Below are 23,570 nucleotides of genomic sequence, written 5' to 3' on the forward strand. Positions count from 1 at the left end.
CAATAAAAATCCGGAAAGCGAACGCTGATGAGCACATGGATAAAGCGGGGTCTGTTGACCGTCGCAGTTTTCTTGGTCACCTGGGTGATGTTCATCACCTATTGGTCCGGCGCCAACCACATGCCGGACGGCGGTGACGTCATCCTCTATCTGCTGGTGCTGCCGGCCGCATTTCTGCTGCTGGTCTGGGCCGTGGCCAAGGCCAGGACTGCCCTGGCGGCCGCCGCCGCAGCCAAGGCGGCCGCAGCGGCGGCGGCCCCTGCCCCGGTTGCCGCTACCGCCGAACCCGGACCTCCCCCCGAACGCCGCTGGACGCTGGCCATCGTCGCCACCGCCTTGCGCTCGCCCTTCGGCGCTGACGCCGGCAGCCTGCTCGAACAACTCAAGGCGCAATCCCTGCGCTTGCCGCTGGATAGCGAATTGGTGAACGATCAGGACATGCCCATCCTCGCGGGGCGCATTGCTGATGTGCAGGATGAAGAAACACGCGAAATCTTCGAAACCTGGCAGCAGCAGCATTTCCCCGAGCAGGGCCCGATGTATCTTGACGATGCCCACTGGCGCAGCCTGGCCCTGGCCGCCGATATCGCCCGCGAACTGGGCGACCGTCTGCAATGGCATCCCTTGCTGGAGGAGTACCGGGAGGCTCCGCGCCACCAGCAGGACGCCGTTGGCCTGCCCCATCTGCATCTGTTGGTGTTGCTGCCCCCCACCTGGGCCGGCGAGCAACGCCTGCAGGCCGCGCACTGGCTGGGCGAACTGGTCTGCCGGCAAGGCTGGCCTGCCGAAAAGCTCAATGTGCTGCCTGCCGCCGCTGGCGAGAACGCCCATCCCCTGCTGCACCTGGACCGTCTGATCGCCACCAGCCGCGATGCGCGCAGCCAGCAGCCCTCCCCTTATCTGTCCTCGTCCTATCTGGCCATGGTCATTGCGGCTCAGTCCAACCTGGACCCGCAGATCGTGCAGGCATGGCAGCAAGCCAAGCAATTGCTGCAAGGCGCGCAGAGCATCGGCAAATCGCCGGGCGAAGCCGCCGCCGGCCTGATCCTGGCCGATACGACACAGGCACTGGCCATGGGCACCACCGATCCGGTACTGCTGCACCGCGCCAGCCTGGGCCGCCATGAGCAATCCGTCGACCAGGCACGCCGCCTCAATGGCGAACTGCTGATCCAGCTCGCGCAGGGAGCGTTGCGCGACGCCGCCATTGCGCCCGAACAGCTGAGCTTGCTGGTGAGCGATGGCGACTATCGCGCCAGCCGCACCGACGAAATCATGAAGCTGGGCTATGCCGTGCTGCCCGAGCTGGACCTGGGCAGCCAGTGCGTGAAGCTGGGAGCGACTTGCGGTTCGGCCGGCCTGGCCACGGCGCTGTCGGCCCTGGTGCTGGCCCACGCGGCTACTGACGAGAGCGGCGAACCCAGCCTGTGCGTATGCAACGAGGACGCCCACCAGCGCGCCGTCGTCGCCCTCAGCCGTGCGCCGGCGATCCCGGCACAGGCTGCATCAACCCCCGATCCTGCAACACCTGCGGCATCCCCGGCATCTTCGGTGCCTGCTCCAGCGACCCCATAACAAGAACTCCACTCCAAAGCGCTCACATCATGCAACGACTCTGGCATATCCTCAGCGACACGCGCGTGCTCATCCTCCTGGGCTTCGCGGCCCTGGCCGCCTTCCTCTTCATCGGTGCCGACCAGCTGGAGCTGGCGCTGACCTGGGCCGCCGCCCTGTTCGGCCTGCTGTTGCTGGCCTGGCTGGCGTTCTGGCTCTACAAGCGCTGGAAAGTCCGGCGCGCAGCCGGCAAGCTGGAAAACGTGCTGGAGCAGCAAGCCGCCCAGCCGGCGACGGGCAGCAGCGACAGCGCCCGCCGCGACGATGTGGCGGCCCTGCGCCAGCGCATGCTGGAAGCCATCAACACCATCAAGACCTCCAAGCTGGGACAGAAGTCGGGCGCCGCGGCCTTGTACGAACTGCCCTGGTACATGGTCATCGGTAATCCTGCGGCCGGCAAGAGCACCGCCATCGCCAATTCCGGCCTGCAGTTCCCCTTCGCCGACAAGGGCGGCAAGATCGTCCACGGGGTGGGCGGTACACGCAATTGTGACTGGTTCTTCACTACCGATGGCATCCTGCTCGATACCGCCGGGCGCTACTCGGTGTACGAAGAAGACCGAAATGAATGGTTCAGCTTTCTGGGCCTGCTCAAGCGCTATCGCAAACAGGCACCGATCAACGGCATCATCATTGCGGTCAGCATCGCCGAGCTGACCGGCAACCGCCCCGAGTTCGCCATCAACCTGGCCAAGAACCTGCGCCAGCGCGTGCAGGAACTGACCGAGAAGCTGGAAGTCTTCGCGCCGGTCTATGTGGTCTTCACCAAGGCCGACCTCATCACCGGCTTCAATGAATTCTTCCTTGATACCGAACGCAGCGAACGCGATCGCGTCTGGGGGGCGACGCTGGCCTATAACCGCAAGCGTAGCGGGCAGGAAGTCAGCAATTTCTTCGACGAGCGCTTCGATGAACTCTATGCCGGCCTCAAGGAGATGAGCCTGGCCAACATGTCGGTCAAGCGCGGCGAGAACCTGGCGCCGGGAGTGCTGACCTTCCCGCTGGAATTCTCCTCCATCAAGGGCGTGCTGCGCTCCTTCGTGACTACGCTGTTCGAAGAGAATCCCTTCCAGTTCAAGCCGGTCTTCCGCGGTTTCTATTTCACCAGCGCCTTGCAGGAAGGCGCGACCGTCAGCGCCTCCTCGCAACGCATCGCCGACCGCTTCGGCCTGACGCTGGAACACAAGCCGCAGCGCGAGCTCTTCTCCCAGCACGGCTTCTTCCTGCACAACCTGTTCAAGCAGGTGATCTTCGCCGACAAGCAATTGGTAGCGCAGTACACCAGTCGCAACAAGATCCGCATGCGCTACGTCACCTTCTTCGCCGCCGTGACCTTGCTGGGTGCGCTGCTGGGCGGATGGAGCTGGTCCTACATGGGCAACCGCCAGCTGGTGGCCAATGTCCAGGCTGACATGGACAAGGCCGTCAAGCTGCAGGAAAAGCGTCTGGACCTGCAATCGCGCTTCGAGGCGCTGGAGATCCTCCAAGACCGCATCGAACAACTGGATCGCTATCGCTCCAGCCGCCCGATCTCGGTGGGGCTCGGCTTGTATCAGGGCGACCTGCTGGAACGCAAGCTGCGTGAGGAATACTTTGCCGGCATCAAGGAAATCATGTTGAAGCCGGTGGCCTCCAACATCGAAACCTATCTGATGGAAGTCAACGCCAATTCCGGCAAACTGGAACCGATGTCCAAGCCGCCCCAACCCGGTGGCATCACCCCGGTGGCGGACAATATCGGGCAGGCCACCAGCGCCCTGCGCACCTACAAGGACAGCTCGGCCACCAGCGTGGAAGATGCCTACAATGCCCTGAAGACCTACCTGATGCTGGCCGACAAGTCGCGTGCCGAATCGAGCCACCTGAGCGACCAGATCACCCGCTTCTGGCGCGGTTGGCTGGAAACCAATCGCGGCACCATGCCGCGCGAGCAGATGATCCGCAGCGCGGAGCGTCTCATCAGCTTCTCGCTGGAGCAGATCAATGATCCGTCCTGGCCGACGGTGGAAAACAAGCTGACCCTGGTCGACCAGACGCGTGACAACCTACGCCGCGTGGTGCGTGGCATGCCGGCGCGTGAACGGGTGTATGCGGATGTCAAGGCGCGCGCCGCGACGCGCTTTGCCTCCATGACCGTAGCCCGCATCGTCGGCGACAAGGACAAGGAACTGGTGATGGGCAGCTACGCCATCCCCGGCACCTTCACCCGTGACGCCTGGGAAAAGTTCGTGCAGGACGCCTTCAAGGAAGCCGCCAACAAGGAACTGCAAAGCGCCGACTGGGTGCTCAAGACTTCCTCCAAGGATGACCTGACGCTGGAAGGCAGTCCGGAACAGATCCAGAAAGCCCTGGTGTCGCAGTACAAGACCGAATACGCGCGCGAGTGGCAGAAATTCCTGCAGGGCGTCAGCATCGTCGAACTGCGCAACCTGGACGATGCCACCAATGCGATGAACCGCCTGGGTGACCCGCTGACCTCGCCGCTCAACAAGGTGATCAACACGGTCTACGACGAGACCTCGTGGGATAACCCGTCGCTGGTCGATGCAGGCCTCGCCAATGCCAGCAAGGGTTTCATGGGCTGGTTCAAGGAGACCATCCTGCGCCGCTCCCCGGCACCCGTGCCGACCCAGTTGAATACCGATGGCAGTACCGCCCTCCCGATGGGACCGGTAGGCCGGGAATTCGCGGGCGTGGCACGGCTGGTGGTGAGCAAGGACAAGGGCAATTCGCTCATGCGCGGCTACATGGAGAATCTCTCCAAACTGCGCACCCGCCTGAACACCATCAAGAACCAGGGCGACACCGGCCCGGGCGCCAAGCAGCTGATGCAGCAAACGCTGGAAGGCAATGGTTCGGAACTGTCGGATTCGCTCAAGTTCGTCGATGAGGAAATGCTGCCCGGCCTGAACGATCAGCAGAAGACCACCCTGCGTCCGCTGCTGGTGCGTCCGCTGGTGCAGGGTTTCAATGCCCTGGTGCGTCCGACCGAAGGCGAAGTCAACAAGATCTGGCGTGCCCAGGTGTACGAGCCGTTCCAGAACAATCTGGCCGCCAAGTATCCGTTCTCGCCCAATTCCAAGATCGAGGCCAACAGCGGCGAGATCGGCACCGTCTTTGGCGAGAATGGTGCAATCTCCAAGTTCGTGACCACGGCCATGGGACCGCTGGTGGTACGCCGGGGTGACACGCTGTCACCGCGCAAGTGGGCCGACATGGGCATCACCCTGTCGCCGGCCATCACCACCAGTTTCGCCGACTGGATCAGCACACCGGGCGGGACTGGCGCAGGCGGTGGCGGCGCTGCGGATGCACAGACCGTGTTCCAGATCCAGCCCCAGCCGGCGCCGGGCGCGCTGGAATACACCATCGAGATCGATGGACAGCAACTGCGCTACCGCAACACCCAGGCGCAATGGACCAACTTCGTCTGGCCCAATCCACAGGGTTCGCCGGGCGCAAGGGTGACTGCCGTGACCTACGACGGCAAGACCGTAGAAGTGGCCAACCAGCCCGGACGCTTCGGCCTGGAACGCCTGATCAACACGGCCCAGCGCAAGCGCAAGGACAACGGCGCCTTCGAACTGTCGTGGACTAACGAGGGCGTGACGGTGGTGGTGAACCTGAAGATCATCAGCAGCGCCGAGGTCTCCGGCAGCAGCAATGGCGCCGCCCGCGGCACGGCCGCCCTGCGTGGCCTGAAGCTGCCGGAAACCATCGCAGGCGGGGCTCCGGAAGTACCGGTGCCGGCCCCGGCTCCCTCGCCGGCCGGCGCGCCGGCGCCACAAGTACCACCGCAAACTCAATCCATCACCACAGGGGCTAAGCAATGAGTGCAACCGGCACCCCCATCAAGATCGGCTATTTCGGCAAGATTCCGACCCGCGGGGATTTCATCAAGGCCACCGACAATGCCGCCCTGATCACGCTGCTGGACAACTGGCTGGCGCAGACCATGGAGCTGCTTTCGCGCGATGCGCGCTGGAAGATCATCTACGATGGCGTCAAGCCCCTGCACTTCGTGGTCATGGGCCCGCGCAGCCGGCGCGCCGTGGCGGGCCACCTTCGTACCAGCGGCGACCAGTCGCAGCGCCGCTTCCCGTTTATCGCGATGAGTGCCTTCGATGTCGAAGACCCGGTGACTTTCGTCAGCAACAGTCCGCTGATCCTGTCGCGCCTGTGGTCTCGCCTGGAGTCGCTCACCCAAGGCGTGCTCAACGCCCCCGATCCCGGCCAGCCGCTGCAGACGCTGGCCTCGGCCACGCTGGAGCTGGATATCAACAGCGCCGGCTACCATGCTGCCTTTGCCGACTTCCTGGAACTGCAAACCACCGGTTCGCTGCAACAGATGCTGGCCGAGGCCGGCTTCACCGGCAACCTGCGCCAGCTGTTACTGGCCTTGGGCCTGCTGCTGCAACCGGTCATGGCCAGCACCTCCAGCCGCCTCGACAAGAACCTGATCCTGCCGTTGCCGCGCGACCCGATGTACCGCAGCCTGGTAGCCAGTTTCTGGATGCACCTGATCACGCCATTCCTCACGCGTTCCGATTTCGAGCTGGCACTGTTTGTGACGCGGCTGGATGAGCGACCGGCGATGTTCCTCGGTTTCTCGGGCGCCTCGCCGCGCACGCTGCATTCGGTCATGGATACCCAGGCCGGTGCCGAGCACAACATCCCCTTCGACGATGCCGACTGGGTGGAAGAGCATGTGGGTGGTGACTATGGCATCCAGAAACTCTCCAGCTACCTGGCCCACCCCGACCTCTCGCTAACCTCGGCCATCGCGTCGTTCCGCGAAGCTTTCATCGGAGCCTGAATCTTGAAGATGAACCTACTTTCCCACTCCTGCCGGCTGGCGCTGTTGAGCGCAACCTGGCTCGCCTGTGCCGCCAGCCAGGCACAGAACGTCGCTCCGCCCGTCGCCACCCCCGCGCCGGGCCAGGTCCTGGTCACCGGCACCGTGCCGGACGAAGCCAGCAAGGCAGCGGCGCTGGCGCGACTGCGTGAAGTCTACGGTGCTGATCGCGTGGTGGACCAGATCGCTGTTGGCCAGGTGGTCTTGCCAGCCAACTGGAACACGCACGTGCAGAAACTGATCTCCCCCAATCTTAAAGCCGTCAGCCGTGGACAGCTGAAGATCGACGGCACCACCGTCAGCATTTCCGGAGAAGTGGCCAACGAAGCGCAGCGCCAGCAGATTGCCAGCGACATGGCCAGCAGTCTCAATTCTTCCTATACCGTCAACAATGGCCTGCGGGTCTCGACCTCGGAACAGGGCTTGCTGGACAACGCCCTGGCCAACCGCGTGGTGTCGTTCGAGAGTGGACAGGCTACGCTGACGCCGGAAGGCAAACGCATCCTCGATGAAATCGCCGCGACCATGCTCAAGCTCAAGGGCCGGCATGTCGAGATCATCGGCAATACCGACAATGAAGGTCTGCGGGCAAGCAACATCTCGCTCTCCCTGGCACGGGCCGATGCAGTCAAGGCTTACCTGAGCGCCAAGGGTGTGGATGAAAGCCTGCTGAGCACCTCCGGCCAGGGGCCGGACCGACCGGTTGCCTCCAACAGCACGGCGGAAGGACGCGCCAAGAATCGCCGCATCGAATTTCGCATTGCCAAATAGCGGCGAGCGGATTTTCTCCAAACGAAAAAGGAACCCTTTTGGCGGTTCCTTTTTTCGTTGGGGCTGAGGCCGCCGGGGCCTCAATCCTGCGGCGGCGGTTGCAATCCCAGCAGTTCCTCTACGTGGGACAGCGCGGCATTATCCTTGATGACGGTCTTGAGCCAGGCATGCAAGGGCATTTCGCCCCACTGCGCGGCCTTGTCCGCCAGGTGGGCGACCGGGCTGTGCGGCTCGGTACGGCGGAAGAATTCCGCCACCGCACGCAATTGGGCGATGGCTTCGGCGCGGGTGCGGATGGGGCCTTGATGCTGGACCGGCGCCGCAACAGGGTTGCCAGGCTCGCTCAGTTGCGCGGCGACGGCGGCGGTGTTCTCGTCTGCGACGGCGATCTCCGCAGGCGCAACTGAACGCAGCCCGGTGTCGGCAGCAAAACGGACGATGGTGTCGTGTACCAGCGTGATCGCCTCGCGTGCGGCAGAGAAGCCGGGGCCATCGACGCCCAGGCGCTGGTCCACGGACTTTTCGAACTGCTCCAGGCATTGCAGGCAGTATTGGGTATCGGCCAGCATGGCTTCATAGAAGGCATGTGAGCTGCGCTTGCGGGCCGACTCCATCACGGCCAGCTTGACGCCCTCCTCCGGCTGCCCGCCCTCGTTGGCGATGCGCTCGGCATTGGCGGCGCGGGTGCGAGCGCCGTCGAAGTCGAGCAGGGAGAAGGCGCTGCCGCGTCCTTCGGTCAGCGGAATCTCGCGCGACATCTGCACCGAGCGCGACAACAACCAGGTGAGGTTGCCGACGCGGCGGTCGTGGTCGCCCTCTTCCGACAGGGGGTAGAGGTGATCCCAGAACTGGTCGAACAGGCCAGCCACCAGCAGGAAGCCATCGCCCAGCCCACGCAGGCCGCGCGTCTTGCAGGCGGCTTCGCTGTACCAGACGGCCAGGCGCAGATCCTTGCTGCGGGTTTCGATGAGCTGGGCGCAGCGCTGCTCGACGAAGATCCAGTCGGCTTCCTTGATGTCGGTGACCCATTCGCCCTGATCCAGGGTCGGATCATCGAAGCGTCGCGCCTCGGCGATGGCGTCGAGGTCGGCGGTGAAGGAAAGGTCTTCGCCGGCGGGATGATTGTCATTGATGGGCTTGAGCAGCGGGTCCACGGCAGAGGTGGGCGGCTTGACGCCGAGCAAGGATTTCAGGGTGGGCAGTTTCATGGTCGATGCGATCCCGATCAGTTATTTTCTTGTCATGATGATCCCCGCTGGTCCTGCATGTGCGTGCTGGAAGTGGCGGGCCTTGGAGCGGGTTGGACAAGGGTTGGGGGCGGGTGTTCGCGGCGACAGATGAATAAGTATGAAATTGTATGAGGAGATGAGCAGGTGCCCCCCGCCCATGGATAAGAGCGACAGAAACGAGCAACTCCTCATTGACAACTGTTCCTGTCAGCCATGACTTTTCTTCGCCATCGAGTCGGTCAATCAGGACTCTTCAGATTCCAAAACGGACATCTACTGAACCTCAGTTGTCCAAAGAGCGATATCTCAATTTTTCCCCAACGGCTCCATCGATCCAAGCCTTCAGGCCAGCTTGGCTGTGGAGCACATTTCATTGCAACGTAGTAGCACAGCCCTAACGGCAGCCAAATCCAGAAGAACCAGATCATCAGAAACGCAAGAATCAACTCTACCGCGCCCATACGGCTACGATAGAACCGCCCTTCTTCTCCCGGAGCGAGATAGGGCATGTAGAAGAACAGGCTATTCAACAAGGAAATCCGCCGCTCACGCACATGTAGCGTTGGCAGATTGGATGGGCCCTGCTCCATGTACCTTCGCACATAGGACCAGATAGACTGCAAGCCTTGGGTTGTAATGTCGTTGCCTCTGAGGGTGATCCGCTCAAGCACCTCCGTGGTTCCGGACTGCTTGGTAATCTCGGCCTGCACGTCTTGCCAGGAAAATATCTTCAGTTTCGACCGACGGGGTGGGAACGGCATCAAGCGAATTGGATAATCATAGGCATAGACCTTGCCTTTATCGCGGTCGAAACGTACCGGCATATCACGCGGAATGCGGCAGTCCAGAACCATACTGAAAATGGCACATGTCATTCCCAAAGCAAGCAAACTCCAACTAATGACGGGAAAGATCAGCGCGTCATCTGGCCCAATGCTCGCCGCTACCAGGTGCATCACTAGCCAGGAGAAGAACACAACCATTACGATGCCCACCATCAGCAAACCGCCCCGGATCACATTGCCCGCGCGCGACACTTCCAGATAGCTTTCGCTGATTGCATTGATGTCGTCAGCGAGCGTAGGGGACTCTATATCGCGACCGAGGTCTGCCTGATGGTCGGGTAAATCCTCGTACCAATGTTGATTGGGCGGATTAAAGCGGGACCGGACTCGACTCATCTACAACTCCTCATACAGAACTGTTCCTCTGGGACTGGACGATTCGCCGACGGTCATGATCTTCAGGTCGCCCCCGAAGGTCTTGATCGGCTTGAACCTGACGTTCAATGCCATGGGGCCTTTTTCGGAGGCGGCATTGGTATTGCCGTTATAGATGCCAATGGCTTTTTTATAGGTATCAGCCAGGGTCTTCAGGCTCTTTTGACCGATGGCAATCCAATCAACCTTACTCGCCAAGATCTTCTTCTCATTGTTTTGCTTGGCCTCCTGCAGGTACGCATCCAACTCAAGCGTCGTCAATCTGATTCAAAGCCATGGAAAATCAGCATAAGTATGATCCTGGGTCACAGCGTTGGATCCTGTCGCGCCTGCAATCGAACGTGACAGGTTATAAGAAGAATTCTGGAGGAACAATATCAACCGATAGCCATTCCCACACCACATCCCGCCCGAGCGAGGGCGGCATAGGCTTTCCTTCTTCAATTCTTGTCTTATCGTCGAATAAGTCCGCGACAAGCCAAAATCCTGTCCTGGGGCAGGTTGCCCCTGTGGGTACACGGATACGATCCAGGTCCGGACCGATCAGCTCAGGATTTTCTACGCACTTGCTGGCGATTTCTTCTACGCCACGCATCAATCCCACGAAGAAGTCCCATGTTCCGAGATCGCGATCAACTGATGCAGTGAAATCTCCGAGATAGAGATCGACGAAGAACTGAGCGTGATAGGAAACCTCATGCAATATCTCGTCACGGCTGTTGAGCAGGCGAAAGGTTGAATAACCTGGAACTGCAGACCCATCCTTCTTTTCGGTGGGCACCAGCTCCATATGCAGTCCATCCCTTAGATCTTCAAAAAGAGCCTTTTTCAAGTAACGAAAGAGCTTATATTCCTTATTCTCGGGTGTGACAAATTTCAGAATTCGATCTGCTGTCCAATAAAGGTAATAGCGTTTTCCATCCACCTCGGTGTAGCTACCACGGATTGGCTCGACCACGAATCCCATAATCGACGTATCTGTACCGCCTCGAGATGTCTTTGCGTAATGCCATAGGTAGGTGCTGGGAGCCAGCTCAATCACATCGCCAGCGGTATGGTGGAGGTACAGCAGCATGATTCAGTTCTCTTTGCTTTCCGGACGTGTTTGACCATGAAATAGGACCTCACGATCCGATGGATGCTTGCGGCTCCCCTTCATCTTCGTCGAGGAAAAGTTCTCGAGGAACGATATCCTGAGATATCCATTCCCATGCCACATCACGTCCCATCGATAGAGGCATGATGTCTCCTTGCTCGCACTCGATTTTTTCATCGACAAGATCTGCGACAAGCCAGAAGCCGCTTTTCGGACAGATTTGGCCAGACTTTGACCTGATGCGTACGACATCCGTTATTGTCTCTGGACACGGTACGCACTTCTTCCTGATTTTTTCCACGCCGTCCTTGAGCGCCACAAAAAAATCCCAGGTCGATAGAGTCCGGTCGGTGAATGGGGTCAGGTCGCTCATGTATAGCTCCAGATAGTATCGTGAGTTATACGATACTTCGTGAAGGATACGGCCATCCTTGTCTGATAGACGAACCGTAGAGTAACCTTGCTTCTCGCTCCCATCATTGTTCTGCGTAGGTGCGATGGCTATCTGCAAGCCATTGCTCAAATCTTCGAAGAGCGCTTCTTTGAGATGTCGAAACAATGGATATGTCTTGTTGTCAGGCGTTATCAAATTCAATATCCGATCTGCCGTCCAATAGAGGTAGTAGCGTATTTCATTTACCTCGATGTAGCTTCCACGAACGGGCAGCGAAAATCGGCCCAAAATTTCCAGATCGGAGGTTCGTTGCTCTTCTTCGGGGTATCGCCAAAGCCCATTTTCTGGATCGAAGTCGATGATTTTGCTACCTGTATGGTGCTGGTAAACAAGCATTGCTATTTTCCTCAACGATCCGCAGGTGCGCTGTGCCGTGAGAGATATCTCGATTTGTTCTAGTCGGTGAAAAGGCCCGCAGGAATCAGTTCACGAGAAATCCATTCCCAATTCACATTGCGGTCCTGACTGGAGGGCATCAGCTCGCCTTGTTTGGCCTCTATCCGATAATCCACGGAATCGGCTACCAACCAAAAACCATCCAGGGGGCAGCGCTCTCCAGTTCTCGCCCGTATCCTGGAGGCAAGCGGAATTTCGTTCTGCTCGCTCGAGCATTTCTTACTTATTTTTTCGACAGCATCTTTGAGCGCAACAAAGAAATCCCATGTTCCAAGATCTCTATCGGTAAAGGGTGTGATATCCATCATGTAGAGCTGAAGATACCGTTGCGAAAAATAAGAAACTTCGTGCAATAACGTACCGGTTTTGTCGTGCATTCGCACTGTTGAATATCCGGGAATAGCACTGCCATCTCTTCTCTCCGCCGGGACAATCTCGAATTTCAGCCCGTCGCGCAGATCTTCAAAACGTGCATCTGAAAGGTGGCGGAACAACGTATATTCGGTCCCATCCGGAAGTCTGAAGAGCAAGATCCGGTCCGCTGTCCAATAAAGGTAATAACGCTTGCCATCGACTTCAGTAAAGCTTCCTCTCACCGGGAGGGTGAACCTTGCCATGATCTCAAGCTCAGGCGTCACTCTCGGCTTTTCTGGATAACGCCAGAGCCCGGTCGCTGGGTCGAAATCGACAATGTCATCTCCGGTCACATGATCAAAGATCAGCATCTTCATTTCCTTCATCTGCTCATCCGGATTTACGGTGACCTACGCGGTTTTTGAGAGGGCGTATCTCGTTGGGGAAAGCGATCATTCCATCGATTCTTCCGGGAATAGATCATGTGGAATGATGTCTTCGGATAACCACTCCCAAGTCACCTCCCTATCGAATGAGCGTGGCATGGGAGATCCTGCTTCAACATATTCTTTATCGTCGACCACATCCGCGACCAACCAATAGCCAGTTTGCGGACACGCCGCTCCTGACTTGATGCGAATCCGACTGGTATCAACATCAGCTATTTTTTCTGCGGATATACACATGCCCGATATCTTTTCAATTCCGTTCTTCAGGCTGACAAAAAAATCCCACGAGGCTAGATTTCTATCGGTGAACGGAGTGAAGTCGGCGAGATAGAGTTTCAGATAATAATTTGAGTTGTACGTGATCGTATGAAGCAAGCCCCCATCCTTGTCTCGCAAAATCATGGTTGAGTATCCGGGCACAAGACTGCCGTCATTTTTTTGCGCGGGGACCAGATCCAATTGCAGGCCGTCTCGCAAATCCTCAAACAGTGCTCCAGCTAGATGACGGAAAAGTGCAAATTGCTTGTTGTCCGGCGTGACAAACGTCAATACACGATCTGCTGTCCAATAGGCGTAGAAGCGTTTTCCTTCTACTTCAATGTACGAACCCCTTATGGGTAGAGCAAAGTGAGCACTGAGATCTGTGTCACTGCCTCTCCAAGGAGTGTCAACGTACCGCCATAGTCCGGTAGTCGGTTCAAAATCAATGACGTCGCTGCTGGTGTGGTGCTGGCAAATCAGCATAAGTATTGAGCCATAGGTAGGTGCGGGAGCCAGCTCAATCACATCGCCCCCGTATGATTACCCTAATATTTGAAATACATCACGCCACATTCAGGCGGATCGTTCTCGGTCTTATGCAATTTGGTGGACTTCTTCAGATCAATATTGGAAGGCGATGGCAATTCCAGTATTCGAAAGACCTTTTCAGCTAATCGTACAAAGGGCATCCACTTTCTCCCCAAGCTAAAGCACATGACCATAAAGAAAATAACTACACCAAGAAAAATAAGGATGATAGTAGGATCTCGATTAACGGCATGAGACCAAAACTCAAGAACCCCCAATCGTCCTCCGAGCATTGGCAACATAAGTAAAAACAGAAAGAACATCGACGTCAAAATAAGCCACCACTTCACAACGGTTCTGACATGCCGCGCTCGTCCACGTGAGCAATGCGGGTACAGCGAAATTACCTTATCTGAAGGACGCATCAACCCGTACAACTCATAATGGTCTCCTCGCTTTTCGACCGCTGCAACGATTTCATCTCCTTCCTTGAATGGACTTCTCCAGAGCCAGCCTTTAACTTTTTTGTCATCCAACGTAAATTGAATATAGTCAGCCTCTTCTTCCACCGAAGAAACGTAGTTCGACATGATCGCGGCCTGCCCGGCCAAACCTGCTGCTGCCGAGGCAACTGCGATCGCCCCCATTTTTGTTTGGTCGGACCTGGTAAATACAAAACTAGCACTTAGCCGTTCTTGTCGATAGGATTCAATTTTCCCCGCTATTTTTTGCAAAGGATTTTTCTGCGGATGATCTACGTAATTTGTCATGGGTAATCTAATAACGGTGTATCGTAACTAACTCAAGTGCCGACCGGCGGCCATCTTGAATTGAAGGCCAGCCGCTCTTGGGAATGACTTATGCTAATCCAATACCAATCAGGGCTCTATTAAGGCCATCATTTTGTTCACGTAAGGAACGATAAGCACCTGGCTCCATATTATTTTCACCGAAGAAGGAAAGCGCACACCATATCTGCAATTCGTCATCACTGAATATCCAGATTAGAACCTGTACCGTGAAGACCGCCAAGGATGCCCAAGCTCCAGCAGACATTAACAAGATACGTGCTGCAACAACTTCCATGCCGACAGAGCTCGCCACGCGAGCACTTAGCGCTACGGCGGATCGCGTTACAAGCTGCTTAAAAAATGGTGTTGAATACGTAAGTGCTGTAGCAAAAGAAAGAGCTGCGCTCAATCCTCCGAGGAAGGCCTTGACACCATATAAAGTAGCAATTTTTATCTGGCCTTCGTCATAGTTTTTAAATGTATCTTTAATGTCCAAAACAACTCCAATAGCCGCCGTAGCACTACTCAACACTCCACCAAACAACTTAAGCCGCTGGTAACTCCACAAGCTGGCACCCTTGTCGAACTCTCCCTTGGCATTCTGCGTCATATTTTTCAGAATGCCTCCGGCCACATCAAACAGACCACTAGTAATGGTCATGCCAGAGGCCACCAGCCCCCACCAGCTCTTCGCATCCCCTTTTTCTATGCAGGCATGCGCCATCTTGGAGAAATTAACTCCCTCAATGATCATCACCAGCAACGCCACACGTACATCTTTGATCGCGGTGGGCGCCTTCTCGCTTTTCTTGAAGTCCTCCCAAGCGCGACGCATGCTTTCAGTCTGCGCATTGCGCATGGCTGGTTGATCACTGGCCAGAAACGCACGTGCAGTGCGTAAGCGTTCGATGGTCTGCTGCCTGATCACGCCGTCATTCTTGGCCTGCGCCTGAATCAGCTGCAAGGAATCCAGCGGGTTGACGAGTGCTCGCACACTCAGCATGTGCTGCACCATCTTTTCGCCAAAATAATCAAGCGTGCTGGCCAACTTGAAGTTCCTCATGATGGCATCGCCGACCGTCATGATCTTCAGATCGATCCCGAAGGTCTTGATCGGTTTGACCCTGACATTGAATGCCATTGAGCCTTTTTCGGAGGCGGCATTGGTATTGGCGTTGTAGATGCCAATGGCTTTTTTATAGGTATCAGCCAGGGTCTTCAGGCTCTTTTGACCGATGGCAATCCAATCGACCGTACTCGCCAGGATCTTCTTCTCATTGTTTTGCTTGGCCTCCTGCAGGTACGCATCCAACTCGGGCATCGCGTCAATCTGATTCAATGCCATGGCGCGCCAAAGGAGGTTGGTCTCGGTCGTTTTCATCTCCTTGACCCAAGCAGCGATTTTGTCCTGTCCTACATTGCTATGATTCATGCCAAAGATCGCCCTGCCCACCTGATCATCGAACACCACGCCGTCGCTCACGCTCTTTCCGTGGAACTCGGTAAACGCATCGATCAGGTTCTTCGCTTCAAGCCAGCTCACCAAATCTCCCGTTCGGTCGTTGGCGATCTTCGTTATGTCGTCCTGGAAAGCCGCATAATTTTTCTTGAACTCCGTATAGCGCTTCTTATCCAGCTTCTTTTCGTATTTTGACCAAGCGCTGGTTCTCGCACCCTCGATATTGCTGGTGGCATTCCTGTCCCGCGTTCTTACGAAGTCATCGGCCTGCTTGCGCAACTTTGCCAATTCAACGCTACGCTGAGGTTCTGGCATCGTATTCACATGATCAAGATAGGTCGGTTGGATAACGACCGTCGGAACTTGCTTCTGCTTCAGTTCATCAATGAAGTCGCTAATTTCGTTGGCCTTGGCCTGTTCCGCAGGAGGCAGCGTGGACGCATACTTGCGCCGGCCACTGGTATCGGGCTGAGGCATGTTGTGGCTCTTCATGTCTTGCTGAAAGCTGTCCTGCGCATCGGCTGCTCGCTGGCCCAAGACCTCCTTGAGACCGTCGATGGCCATCATCGCCGAGACCTCCATCTGCAGCTCTTCCATGTATTTCTCGGAGCAGCCAACGACATCATTGCGAAAACCGTTGAGTTCGTGAACGATGCCCACCGCATCCCACACACCCATGACCAGCGGCAGGTAGTCTTTTCCTTTTGAATTCTTCCCGATCTCGGCCATGAGCTTGGCAACCGGCTCACTCTGCCCACTTCGCTCAATGGCTGTATAAAGGGTACTCTGCTTCTTGAGTACGTCAGCAAAGTAGCTTCCGTTCCTGGCAGGACGGCTGATCTTCGGTACCGCTTTCTGATTCAGGCTGTCGGCTCGGAAGCCTGGCTTGTATTCAAGAATCTGCTCAATGTTTGCCTTTATTGCAGGCAACCCATGGCGATAGCCGCCGGCGGTGACCCAGGTCGCAGGCAGGAAAGTCTGCATGCGCCGGTCACGCAGTTTGGCGTCCTTCTCGAAGTCTGCCAGCGTCTCGGCACTCCAGATATGCTCCGAGAAAGCGATCCAGACACGCTTACATTTCTCGGGGGATTCAATCGTGATGACCGAGGCCGAAAGATTGTGGCCGTTACGTGAGCACTGCGGCTCCTCAAGCACGGCCTTGATGGCGCTGGCAGAAGGCATCTTCCACAAGGTACCCGCTTCGGAGACACCGTACACCTCCCACTTGATGTGACTGCCGCGCGGATGCTTCTCATGAAACACGTAAAGAAATCCAGCCCTCAACGCGCGCAGCGCATATTTGTGGTGGTTCAGCTTGACGCTAGTCACCTTGTTGCCCATGGGGCTTGGTACGGCAGCATCGATATCCATGGGCACCACCGCATAGCGTGCTGGCAGGATGGCCAGCCCACTCTTGTTGCAGTTGGGGCAAGTCGGATTCTGTGGATTGGTGCAAGCCATGATTCAAACCTCGTGATGCAGATGGAGAGACAGGCGGTCGGCACTGTCTCCGAATACCTCTTCGAGCGCTCCACCGTAGAATTCACCGACACGCGTCTTTTCCCATACCGGCGCGAGCGCAGCATGCAAATGGAAATGCGTACCAATTTCCAGGGCGTGCCGTGCGAACAATGCACGATCCGGTGAGTCGGTGATGCCGTATTCAGTGGCTCTTTCCAAACTATTCAGTACATGCTGATGCCAGCCAGGGCGCGTCGATAGACGGCTACGCCATGCTTCGTTCTGTCCACACAGGGCGAGCCAGGCAGCGTGAACGACCGCATAATCTTCCACCTCGTTCCATTGCTTGGCGGTCAGCGTCAGGGATGCGCTCTCTCGCAGCGGCTGGTGATCATCGATAGACTGATGCAGCAGATCGCCATCGCGTCCGACTGACATGATGTGCAACGCTGGCCCCAGCAGGACGCGGCGCTGCTGAGAGTCGAGCGCAGGCCAAAGCCATTCGCGCACCCCCGGATCATGAAATCGCAGCAACTTGGCCTGCCCGTTGCGGTAATGGACGTGGCAGGTCCGAGCCCAGTAAGTCGCCAGCTCGCGCGCCGAGCATGGGGCTGCCACCCAGCCGCACACCGGCTGGCCATTCATTTGCTGCAAGCTATCCAGAGTCCATGCGTTGGCAGCCAACTCCACGGTGCGAGCCAGCACAGTGCCATCCTGAAAGCGGGACAGATCGAGCTCAACCAGGTAAGGAGCATAGCGCTGGTCAAAGCGTGGATGCATTACCGGCACCGGTACTTTCCGGGTTCCTACAAGCTCATCTGTCTCGAATGGATCACCCTGGGCGGGGTTGATCCAGGCGATGCAGGGCTCGTCTTGAAATCGGGAATGCAAAGCCCGAATATGCGAATCCCACACAGGCGTTGCGATAACTGTGTTGTTCTCTTCCATTCTGTTGTGCCCTACAGCGTCTGGATAGCGGCCATCGCGGCACTGGCGTCCTGACTGGTCTGGGAGCACCCCTTGACGTCGCCGCTGGCCATAGACAAAGACGAGGTGCTACTGGCCGGCCCCGTCAACTCCTTGGCACTCGCCTTGAACTCCATCGCCCCCGGCCCATGCACCTCGATGTTGCCGCCCTCCAGTTTCAGCCACGCACCCTGCGCACTGAACTGCACATGCTGCTTGCCCGTGATCTGCACATCCTGCCCCACACTGGCTACGGTCAACTGCTTGGCCGATGTCAGCATGGTCTTTCCCGCCTGGCTCTGCACGCTGACCTTGCCCGACGCCGCATGCAGGGCCATGCCGGCATCCTGAACCGGCTTGCTGGCATCACTGGCCTTGCCATAGGTGAAGAGACTGATGCCCGATTTGGCCAGATGATGCAGATTGCCCTGGGCAATCTGGTTGATGTCCTTGCCTGCCGTGATGCTGGTGGTCACACCTGCAGCCAGGATGGCGCTGGTCGGAGTGGCCGCAGCGATACCGGCCGGGCTGGAGAGTTGCAATTGTGGTGCGCTGAAAGCCGTCGCGGCGCTTGAGCCTGATTCACCACCATCGTCACCACCACCGTTGCCTGCCGAAGCCGTGGCGCTCGCCTTGAGCACCTCGATGGACTCCGCCAGAGACTCCACGGCGGGCAACTTGCCCGCTTCAGCCTCACCGTCGAGTTTGGCATTGTGCTTCTGCGCCGTCTCGGCCAGTTGCTTCTGCTTCTCCACGCTGTCCGCAAGCTGCGAGAGCGCGCCACGCACATCCAGCTGCGCGGCCGCGCTCTTCTCCGTTGACAGCAGCAATCCCTGTCCTCCACGCACGGCCGCACTGTAGCGCGTCTTCAGCTCGAAACCTTGTCCGGTCGTGGCCAGGCGCTGGTTGTCAGTCTGCTGGCGCAACAGGCCCAGATTGAGTTCGCTGGCACCGTCGTGGCTGTCCGCATGCTGCTGCAGCGAAGCGCGCGACTGGCCGGGCGTGTCGTCGAACACCAGCTGATTGTAGGCCCCACCACCGCTCTGGCTGGCGCCCAGCGCCTGGGTCTTGATACCCGAGAGGACGGCCGCATGCTGGTGCCCCTCACTGTCGCCAGGAAACCAGGCGGGCGCATTGCCAGTGGCCGCACCCGCCCCCTGCCCGACCTGGTTGCCCTGGGCATTGTCCTGGCCACGGCCGTTGTACAAGGTGCCGATGACCACGGGGCGGTCGATATCACCTTCGATGAAGTCGATCAGGACTTCCTGCCCCACACGGGGTACCGCCTGGCCGCCCCAATTGGCGCCCGCCGTGGGCGCGATGCCTGCCAACACGCGCACCCACGTGCCCGATTGTTCATTGGCGGGCGCGCCCACGTGACCATCCGGTGCCGGCGAGCTCAGGCCGCTATGGCTGCGCTCGCCGCGCTGCCAGTGGAATTGCACGCGAATGCGGTTGTCGCGGTCGGTATGCACCGGTTGTCCCTGCGCGCCCACGACGACGGCGGTCTGCTGGCCGCTCGCGGCGGGCTTGGGAAGGAGCCGATTACCCTCGGCATCGGTCACCAGTGGACGATAAGGAACTTTGTTGCGAATGGCTTCGAAGCGATTACGGTAGACCGGTCGCACTTCTCCGCGAGCAGGCTGCAAGGCGGTATCGAGCAGGCTGGCCGTGCCGCCATCCTCGTCCAGACTGGCTTCGCCCAGCAGTCGCATGGCTTCAGCCTTGAGGTCGGCGTTGAGATTGTTATGCGCCTGATGGACCACACGCAGCAGCACGAACTGATCATCTGCACTGCCACCATGGTCGTAATGACCAGTCAGGGTAAAGGTCGTTCCGGGTGAGAGACTGCGCACGGTGCCCGTTCCGGTGAAGACTTCATTACGCGCCTCAATGGCCTGCATCTGGTTGCGCGCCTGGCGCTCGGCCTGGGCACGGTTTTCGTTGGCATACACGCCGGGCGCATCGCGCAGGGCCAGTACCAGGCCGCCCGGCGCCGCATCGCCACCGCCATCGCCTTTATCGCCGCCTGCACTGCTCATGCTGCTCGCTTCCCGCACAGCGGCCTGGCGATAGTCCCAGGTCAGGATCTCGATTGCATTGCTCTGCCAGCGCCGAACGCTGCGCCAGCGGTCGATGCTGTCCTCGGGCATGACCGCGCCGGGCTGGCTGAAGGCGATCCGCTCGCGTGCATTGGGCTTGAAGCTGCCGTTGTGGTCGGCGATGACCACCGTATGCATCCCCAGACTGGCACCGCTCGTATCGCCAGTGTGCTCGATGTAGTAGAACAAGCCTTCCTCGGTCAGCAGGCGGTTGACGAAGGCCAGATCGGTTTCCTGATACTGGGTGGTCAGGCTGCGCCTGGCATACACCGAGGCATCCTGCAGGTCCAGTCGCCAGGCGGGCTGCAGCTTGCCTTCTCCCTGGTAGTCACGAAAGACCGATTCGATGATGTCCGGGACCGTCATGTCCTGGAACACGGCACTGTCTCGCCGGTGCCGCAGGAAAGCCAGCCACGGCTCGATGGTCAGCACGTAACGCGCCATACCGCCGTTGGCCCCCTCCATCCGGCAATCGGTGACGTGGCCATGGAAGGAACGCGGAGCACCGTCCGTGTCCAGTTCGAGCAGCACCGCTTGTCCCAGCAGCTGGCGCAGCGAAATAGTGGCGTTCAGGCTAAGGCAGGAGAGTTGAAGACGATAGCCCGCGATGGCGGCATCGAGACGGCTGCCATCGATGCCCTCCTGAACCGGACTGATCGCTTCGACGGCCTGCAATTTTTCCGCCATCAGCGTATCCGCACCCAGGTCCGCGCCTGATGTCATGTACAGGCGCATCACCCGCGTGGATTGGTTCCAAGCGCCTGCCAGGGCGGCAATGGCCGAGGTGATCATGGCCGCACCGTTTCTGGTTGCATTGGATCAGTGGCGACGCACGCCAGATGAAGGAAAGGGGAAGAACACGTCATGGTCTTGATCACTTCGTGAGGCTTACTGGATGGTGTATTTGAAATCGCCCTTCTTGCTGGCCGATACCTTGATGCGGCTGATGCCCTGCCCTTCGGCCATGCGCGCCAGAACGCTTTCGGCGATCTCCGGCAAAAGGCTGCCGTTAAGAATGTTGTCCACATTGCGTGCGCCCGAATCGACCTCGGTGCAGCGCGCCAGCACGGCCTCAACCAGTGCCTTGTCGTAGCTGAACTCGGCCTTGTGATTCTCTGCAATGCGCTTGGCGATGCGTGCCAGCTTGAGCTTGATGATCTCGACCAGCACCTCGTCGGCGATCGGATAGTAGGGAATGACCTTCAACCGTCCCAGGAACGCCGGCTTGAACGCCTTGACCAGCTGCGGGCGGATCAGGGCGTCGAGTTCATCGGGTGTCGGCAATTCCTCCGGGGTCTTGTTGAGGCAGGCCTGCATCATCTGCGACGACGCCACATTGCTGGTGAGGATGATGATGGTGTTCTTGAAGTCGATCTCGCGCCCTTCGCCATCATCCATCACGCCTTTGTCGAAGACCTGGAAGAACAGCTCCAGGACGTCCGGGTGGGCTTTTTCCACCTCGTCGAGCAGCACCACGCTGTAGGGATTGCGCCGCACCGCCTCGGTCAGCACACCACCTTCGCCATAGCCGACGTAGCCCGGTGGCGAACCCTTGAGGCCGGAGACGGTGTGCGCTTCCTGGTATTCACTCATGTTGATGGTGATCAGTTTGCGTTCACCGCCGTAGAGCACATCGGCCAGCGCCAGCGCCGTCTCGGTCTTGCCGACGCCGGACGGCCCTACGAACAGAAACACGCCCTTGGGCTTGCCGGGGTCATCCAGATTGGCGCGCGAGGTGCGTACGCGCTGGGCCACGGCGGAGGTGGCCTGCGGCTGCCCCAGCACACGCTCGCGCAGCAGGTCGTCCAGGCCCAGCACGGTCTTGATTTCATCTTTGACCATCTTGCCCAGCGGGATGCCGGTCCAACCAGCCACGATCTCGGCGACCACTTGCCCATCCACCTGGACCGGGACCATCGGCGCCTCACCCTGCTGCTCCTTGAGCTCGTCCAGCAATTGCTTCAGTTCAGCACGCGCGGTTTCTGCGTCCGAGGCTGCAGCGCCATCCTTGTTGGCGTCTTCCAGCGCAGTCCGGGCTTGCTGGATGCGTTCGTTGAGTTCGCGCTCCTGCTGCCAGCGCGTTTGCAGATCTCGCTGTTCGGCCAGGGCGGCAGCATGCTGTTTCTGCAGATCGGCCAATCGCGCCTGATGCGGCGAACCGCTGGCTGTCTCGCGCTGAAGGGCGGAGATCTCCGCATCCAGACGTTCCAGTCGGCGAGTGACGGCTTCCAGCAACGCGGGCGTGGCATTCTGCCCCAGCGCCACCTTGGCGCAAGCGGTATCGAGCACACTGATGGCCTTGTCAGGCAGCTGACGGCCGCTGATGTAGCGGTGTGAAAGGCGGACGGCTTCGGTGATGGCTTCGTCATAGACACGCACGCCAAAGTGCTTTTCCATGAGCGGGGCCATGGCGCGCAACATGGCGCAGGCCACCTCCTCGGTCGGTTCTTCGACCTTGATGACCTGGAAACGCCGGGCCAGCGCTGCATCCTTTTCGAAGTACTTCTTGTATTCGCTCCAGGTGGTGGCAGCGATGGTACGCAGCTCGCCACGCGCGAGGGCCGGCTTGAGCAGATTGGCCGCATCGTTCTGCCCGGCCTGGCCACCGGCGCCGATCATGGTGTGCGCCTCATCGATGAAGAGGATGATGGGATGCGGGCTCTTCTTGACTTCATCGATCACGTTCTTGAGGCGATTCTCGAACTCGCCCTTGACGCTGGCCCCGGCCTGCAGCAGGCCCATGTCCAGCGTATGGATCTCCACGCCCTGCAAGGGCTGCGGCACGTCGCCCTGAACGATGCGCAGCGCCAGCCCCTCGACCACGGCAGTCTTGCCCACGCCGGCTTCGCCGGTCAGGATGGGATTGTTCTGACGGCGCCGCAGCAGGATGTCGACGGCCTGGCGGATCTCGGCATCGCGCCCTATGACCGGATCGATCTTGCCATCGCGGGCGCGCTGGGTCAGCGGCGTGGTGTACTGGTCCAGCGCAGGCGTCTTCGAGGCGGTACGCTGCTTGAGTTCGCCCACCGGATCGCCGCCATGCTCTGCATCATCGTGTGTGTCGGCATTTCCCGTCGCGGGCGACTCGATGGAGCCTTCAGCAAGCCGGTGCAGGTCATGCTTGAGCTCGTCCACCTTGAATTTGGCGAATAGTTTGGAGCCACGATAAGCCAGTTGAGACAGTTCGCTCTGTGTCAACAGTGCCAGCAAGAGATGTCCGCTGCGGATGGAGGGATTGCCACCCTCCAGCGATGCGATCAGCCAGCCGTGTTCAAACAGCGTCTGCAGGTGCGGCGACAGAACGGGGGTGCGGGTATTGCCGTTCTTGAAGGTGGCAATCTCGCGCTCAAGATCGGCTTGCAGGCTGTCGGTACTGATGCCGCTACGGCGCGCGATCAGGCTGAAGTCGGATTGCGGCTGTTCGAGCAGCGCCAGGAACAGATGCTCCAGGTCGACTTCATACTGGCCGCGCGACATGCACAGCGTGGCCGCACGCTCAGTGGCCAGGCGCGCGGTGTCGTTGAGTTTGCTGATGAGGGATTTGAGGTTGATGCCCATGCTGCT

16 protein-coding genes are annotated in these 23,570 nt (G+C 58.8%); 4 read left to right on the forward strand and 12 right to left on the reverse strand.

The window, feature by feature from the left end:
* Positions 1-87 precede the first annotated feature (87 nt).
* The 4 genes from AACH55_RS20795 to AACH55_RS20810 are packed head-to-tail and all read left to right on the forward strand — an operon-like array spanning position 88 to position 7,240.
* Positions 88-1,575, forward strand: coding sequence for a hypothetical protein (locus AACH55_RS20795; protein ID WP_338716530.1), 1,488 nt, complete (start codon positions 88-90; stop codon positions 1,573-1,575).
* 29 nt (positions 1,576-1,604) lie between these two features.
* Positions 1,605-5,447 carry a type VI secretion system membrane subunit TssM gene (gene tssM, locus AACH55_RS20800; RefSeq protein WP_338716532.1) on the forward strand — a complete coding sequence of 1,281 codons (3,843 nt, stop codon included), beginning with the start codon at positions 1,605-1,607 and terminating at the stop codon, positions 5,445-5,447.
* Positions 5,444-6,430, forward strand: a complete 987-nt coding sequence (gene tagF / locus AACH55_RS20805; RefSeq protein WP_338716534.1) for a type VI secretion system-associated protein TagF — start codon at positions 5,444-5,446, stop codon at positions 6,428-6,430. Before tssM ends, tagF begins: the two co-directional genes overlap by 4 nt.
* 9 nt (positions 6,431-6,439) lie before the next feature.
* Positions 6,440-7,240 carry an OmpA family protein gene (locus AACH55_RS20810; protein ID WP_338716536.1) on the forward strand — a complete coding sequence of 267 codons (801 nt, stop codon included), beginning with the start codon at positions 6,440-6,442 and terminating at the stop codon, positions 7,238-7,240.
* A gap of 80 nt (positions 7,241-7,320) precedes the next feature.
* On the opposite strand, the gene tssA is transcribed toward AACH55_RS20810, so the two are convergent.
* The 12 genes from tssA to tssH all read right to left on the reverse strand — a co-directional run bounded on the left by tssA (position 7,321) and on the right by tssH (position 23,564).
* A complete protein-coding gene (tssA, locus tag AACH55_RS20815; RefSeq protein ID WP_338716538.1) occupies positions 7,321-8,448 on the reverse strand; it encodes a type VI secretion system protein TssA in 1,128 nt (375 codons plus the stop codon).
* Between the two features lie 260 nt (positions 8,449-8,708).
* The gene (locus tag AACH55_RS20820; protein WP_338716540.1) at positions 8,709-9,650 is read right to left on the reverse strand and encodes a DUF6708 domain-containing protein; all 942 of its coding nucleotides are present in this window, start codon (positions 9,648-9,650) and stop codon (positions 8,709-8,711) included.
* On the reverse strand, positions 9,651-9,950 hold the full coding sequence (locus AACH55_RS20825) for a hypothetical protein (protein ID WP_338716541.1): 300 nt from the start codon (positions 9,948-9,950) through the stop codon (positions 9,651-9,653).
* Between the two features lie 88 nt (positions 9,951-10,038).
* Positions 10,039-10,764: a hypothetical protein gene (locus tag AACH55_RS20830; RefSeq protein WP_338716542.1), complete on the reverse strand. Its 726-nt coding sequence runs from the start codon at positions 10,762-10,764 to the stop codon at positions 10,039-10,041.
* 49 nt (positions 10,765-10,813) lie between these two features.
* Positions 10,814-11,575: a hypothetical protein gene (locus AACH55_RS20835; RefSeq protein WP_338716543.1), complete on the reverse strand. Its 762-nt coding sequence runs from the start codon at positions 11,573-11,575 to the stop codon at positions 10,814-10,816.
* A 59-nt stretch (positions 11,576-11,634) separates the two neighbouring features.
* Positions 11,635-12,366 (reverse strand): hypothetical protein, encoded by a 732-nt coding sequence (locus AACH55_RS20840; protein ID WP_338716544.1) that lies wholly within the window; start codon positions 12,364-12,366, stop codon positions 11,635-11,637.
* Positions 12,367-12,441: 75 nt separating this feature from the next.
* A complete protein-coding gene (locus tag AACH55_RS20845; protein ID WP_338716545.1) occupies positions 12,442-13,224 on the reverse strand; it encodes a hypothetical protein in 783 nt (260 codons plus the stop codon).
* A gap of 20 nt (positions 13,225-13,244) precedes the next feature.
* Complete coding sequence (locus AACH55_RS20850) at positions 13,245-13,997, reverse strand: putative type VI secretion system effector (RefSeq protein ID WP_338716546.1); 753 nt, start codon at positions 13,995-13,997, stop codon at positions 13,245-13,247.
* An 88-nt stretch (positions 13,998-14,085) separates the two neighbouring features.
* On the reverse strand, positions 14,086-16,938 hold the full coding sequence (locus AACH55_RS20855) for a T6SS effector BTH_I2691 family protein (protein WP_338716547.1): 2,853 nt from the start codon (positions 16,936-16,938) through the stop codon (positions 14,086-14,088).
* 3 nt (positions 16,939-16,941) lie between these two features.
* Positions 16,942-17,886, reverse strand: coding sequence for a DUF4123 domain-containing protein (locus tag AACH55_RS20860; RefSeq protein ID WP_338716548.1), 945 nt, complete (start codon positions 17,884-17,886; stop codon positions 16,942-16,944).
* A gap of 11 nt (positions 17,887-17,897) precedes the next feature.
* The gene (gene tssI / locus AACH55_RS20865) at positions 17,898-20,798 is read right to left on the reverse strand and encodes a type VI secretion system tip protein TssI/VgrG (RefSeq protein ID WP_338716549.1); all 2,901 of its coding nucleotides are present in this window, start codon (positions 20,796-20,798) and stop codon (positions 17,898-17,900) included.
* Positions 20,799-20,894: 96 nt separating this feature from the next.
* Positions 20,895-23,564, reverse strand: coding sequence for a type VI secretion system ATPase TssH (gene tssH, locus AACH55_RS20870; protein ID WP_338716550.1), 2,670 nt, complete (start codon positions 23,562-23,564; stop codon positions 20,895-20,897).
* Positions 23,565-23,570: the final 6 nt, after the last annotated feature.

The organism is Herbaspirillum sp. DW155 (genome assembly GCF_037076565.1).
Classification (GTDB): Bacteria; Pseudomonadota; Gammaproteobacteria; order Burkholderiales; family Burkholderiaceae_D; genus Herbaspirillum.

Coding starts and splice junctions, on each gene's coding strand:
- tssA (WP_338716538.1), bottom strand. CDS start 8,448: ATGAAACTGCCCACCCTGAAATCCTTGCTCGGCGTCAAGCCGCCCACC.
- AACH55_RS20810 (WP_338716536.1), top strand. CDS start 6,440: ATGAACCTACTTTCCCACTCCTGCCGGCTGGCGCTGTTGAGCGCAACC.
- AACH55_RS20840 (WP_338716544.1), bottom strand. CDS start 12,366: ATGAAGATGCTGATCTTTGATCATGTGACCGGAGATGACATTGTCGAT.
- tssH (WP_338716550.1), bottom strand. CDS start 23,564: ATGGGCATCAACCTCAAATCCCTCATCAGCAAACTCAACGACACCGCG.
- AACH55_RS20850 (WP_338716546.1), bottom strand. CDS start 13,997: ATGACAAATTACGTAGATCATCCGCAGAAAAATCCTTTGCAAAAAATA.
- AACH55_RS20830 (WP_338716542.1), bottom strand. CDS start 10,764: ATGCTGCTGTACCTCCACCATACCGCTGGCGATGTGATTGAGCTGGCT.
- tssM (WP_338716532.1), top strand. CDS start 1,605: ATGCAACGACTCTGGCATATCCTCAGCGACACGCGCGTGCTCATCCTC.
- AACH55_RS20860 (WP_338716548.1), bottom strand. CDS start 17,886: ATGGAAGAGAACAACACAGTTATCGCAACGCCTGTGTGGGATTCGCAT.
- tssI (WP_338716549.1), bottom strand. CDS start 20,798: ATGATCACCTCGGCCATTGCCGCCCTGGCAGGCGCTTGGAACCAATCC.
- AACH55_RS20835 (WP_338716543.1), bottom strand. CDS start 11,575: ATGCTTGTTTACCAGCACCATACAGGTAGCAAAATCATCGACTTCGAT.
- AACH55_RS20855 (WP_338716547.1), bottom strand. CDS start 16,938: ATGGCTTGCACCAATCCACAGAATCCGACTTGCCCCAACTGCAACAAG.
- AACH55_RS20795 (WP_338716530.1), top strand. CDS start 88: ATGTTCATCACCTATTGGTCCGGCGCCAACCACATGCCGGACGGCGGT.
- AACH55_RS20820 (WP_338716540.1), bottom strand. CDS start 9,650: ATGAGTCGAGTCCGGTCCCGCTTTAATCCGCCCAATCAACATTGGTAC.
- tagF (WP_338716534.1), top strand. CDS start 5,444: ATGAGTGCAACCGGCACCCCCATCAAGATCGGCTATTTCGGCAAGATT.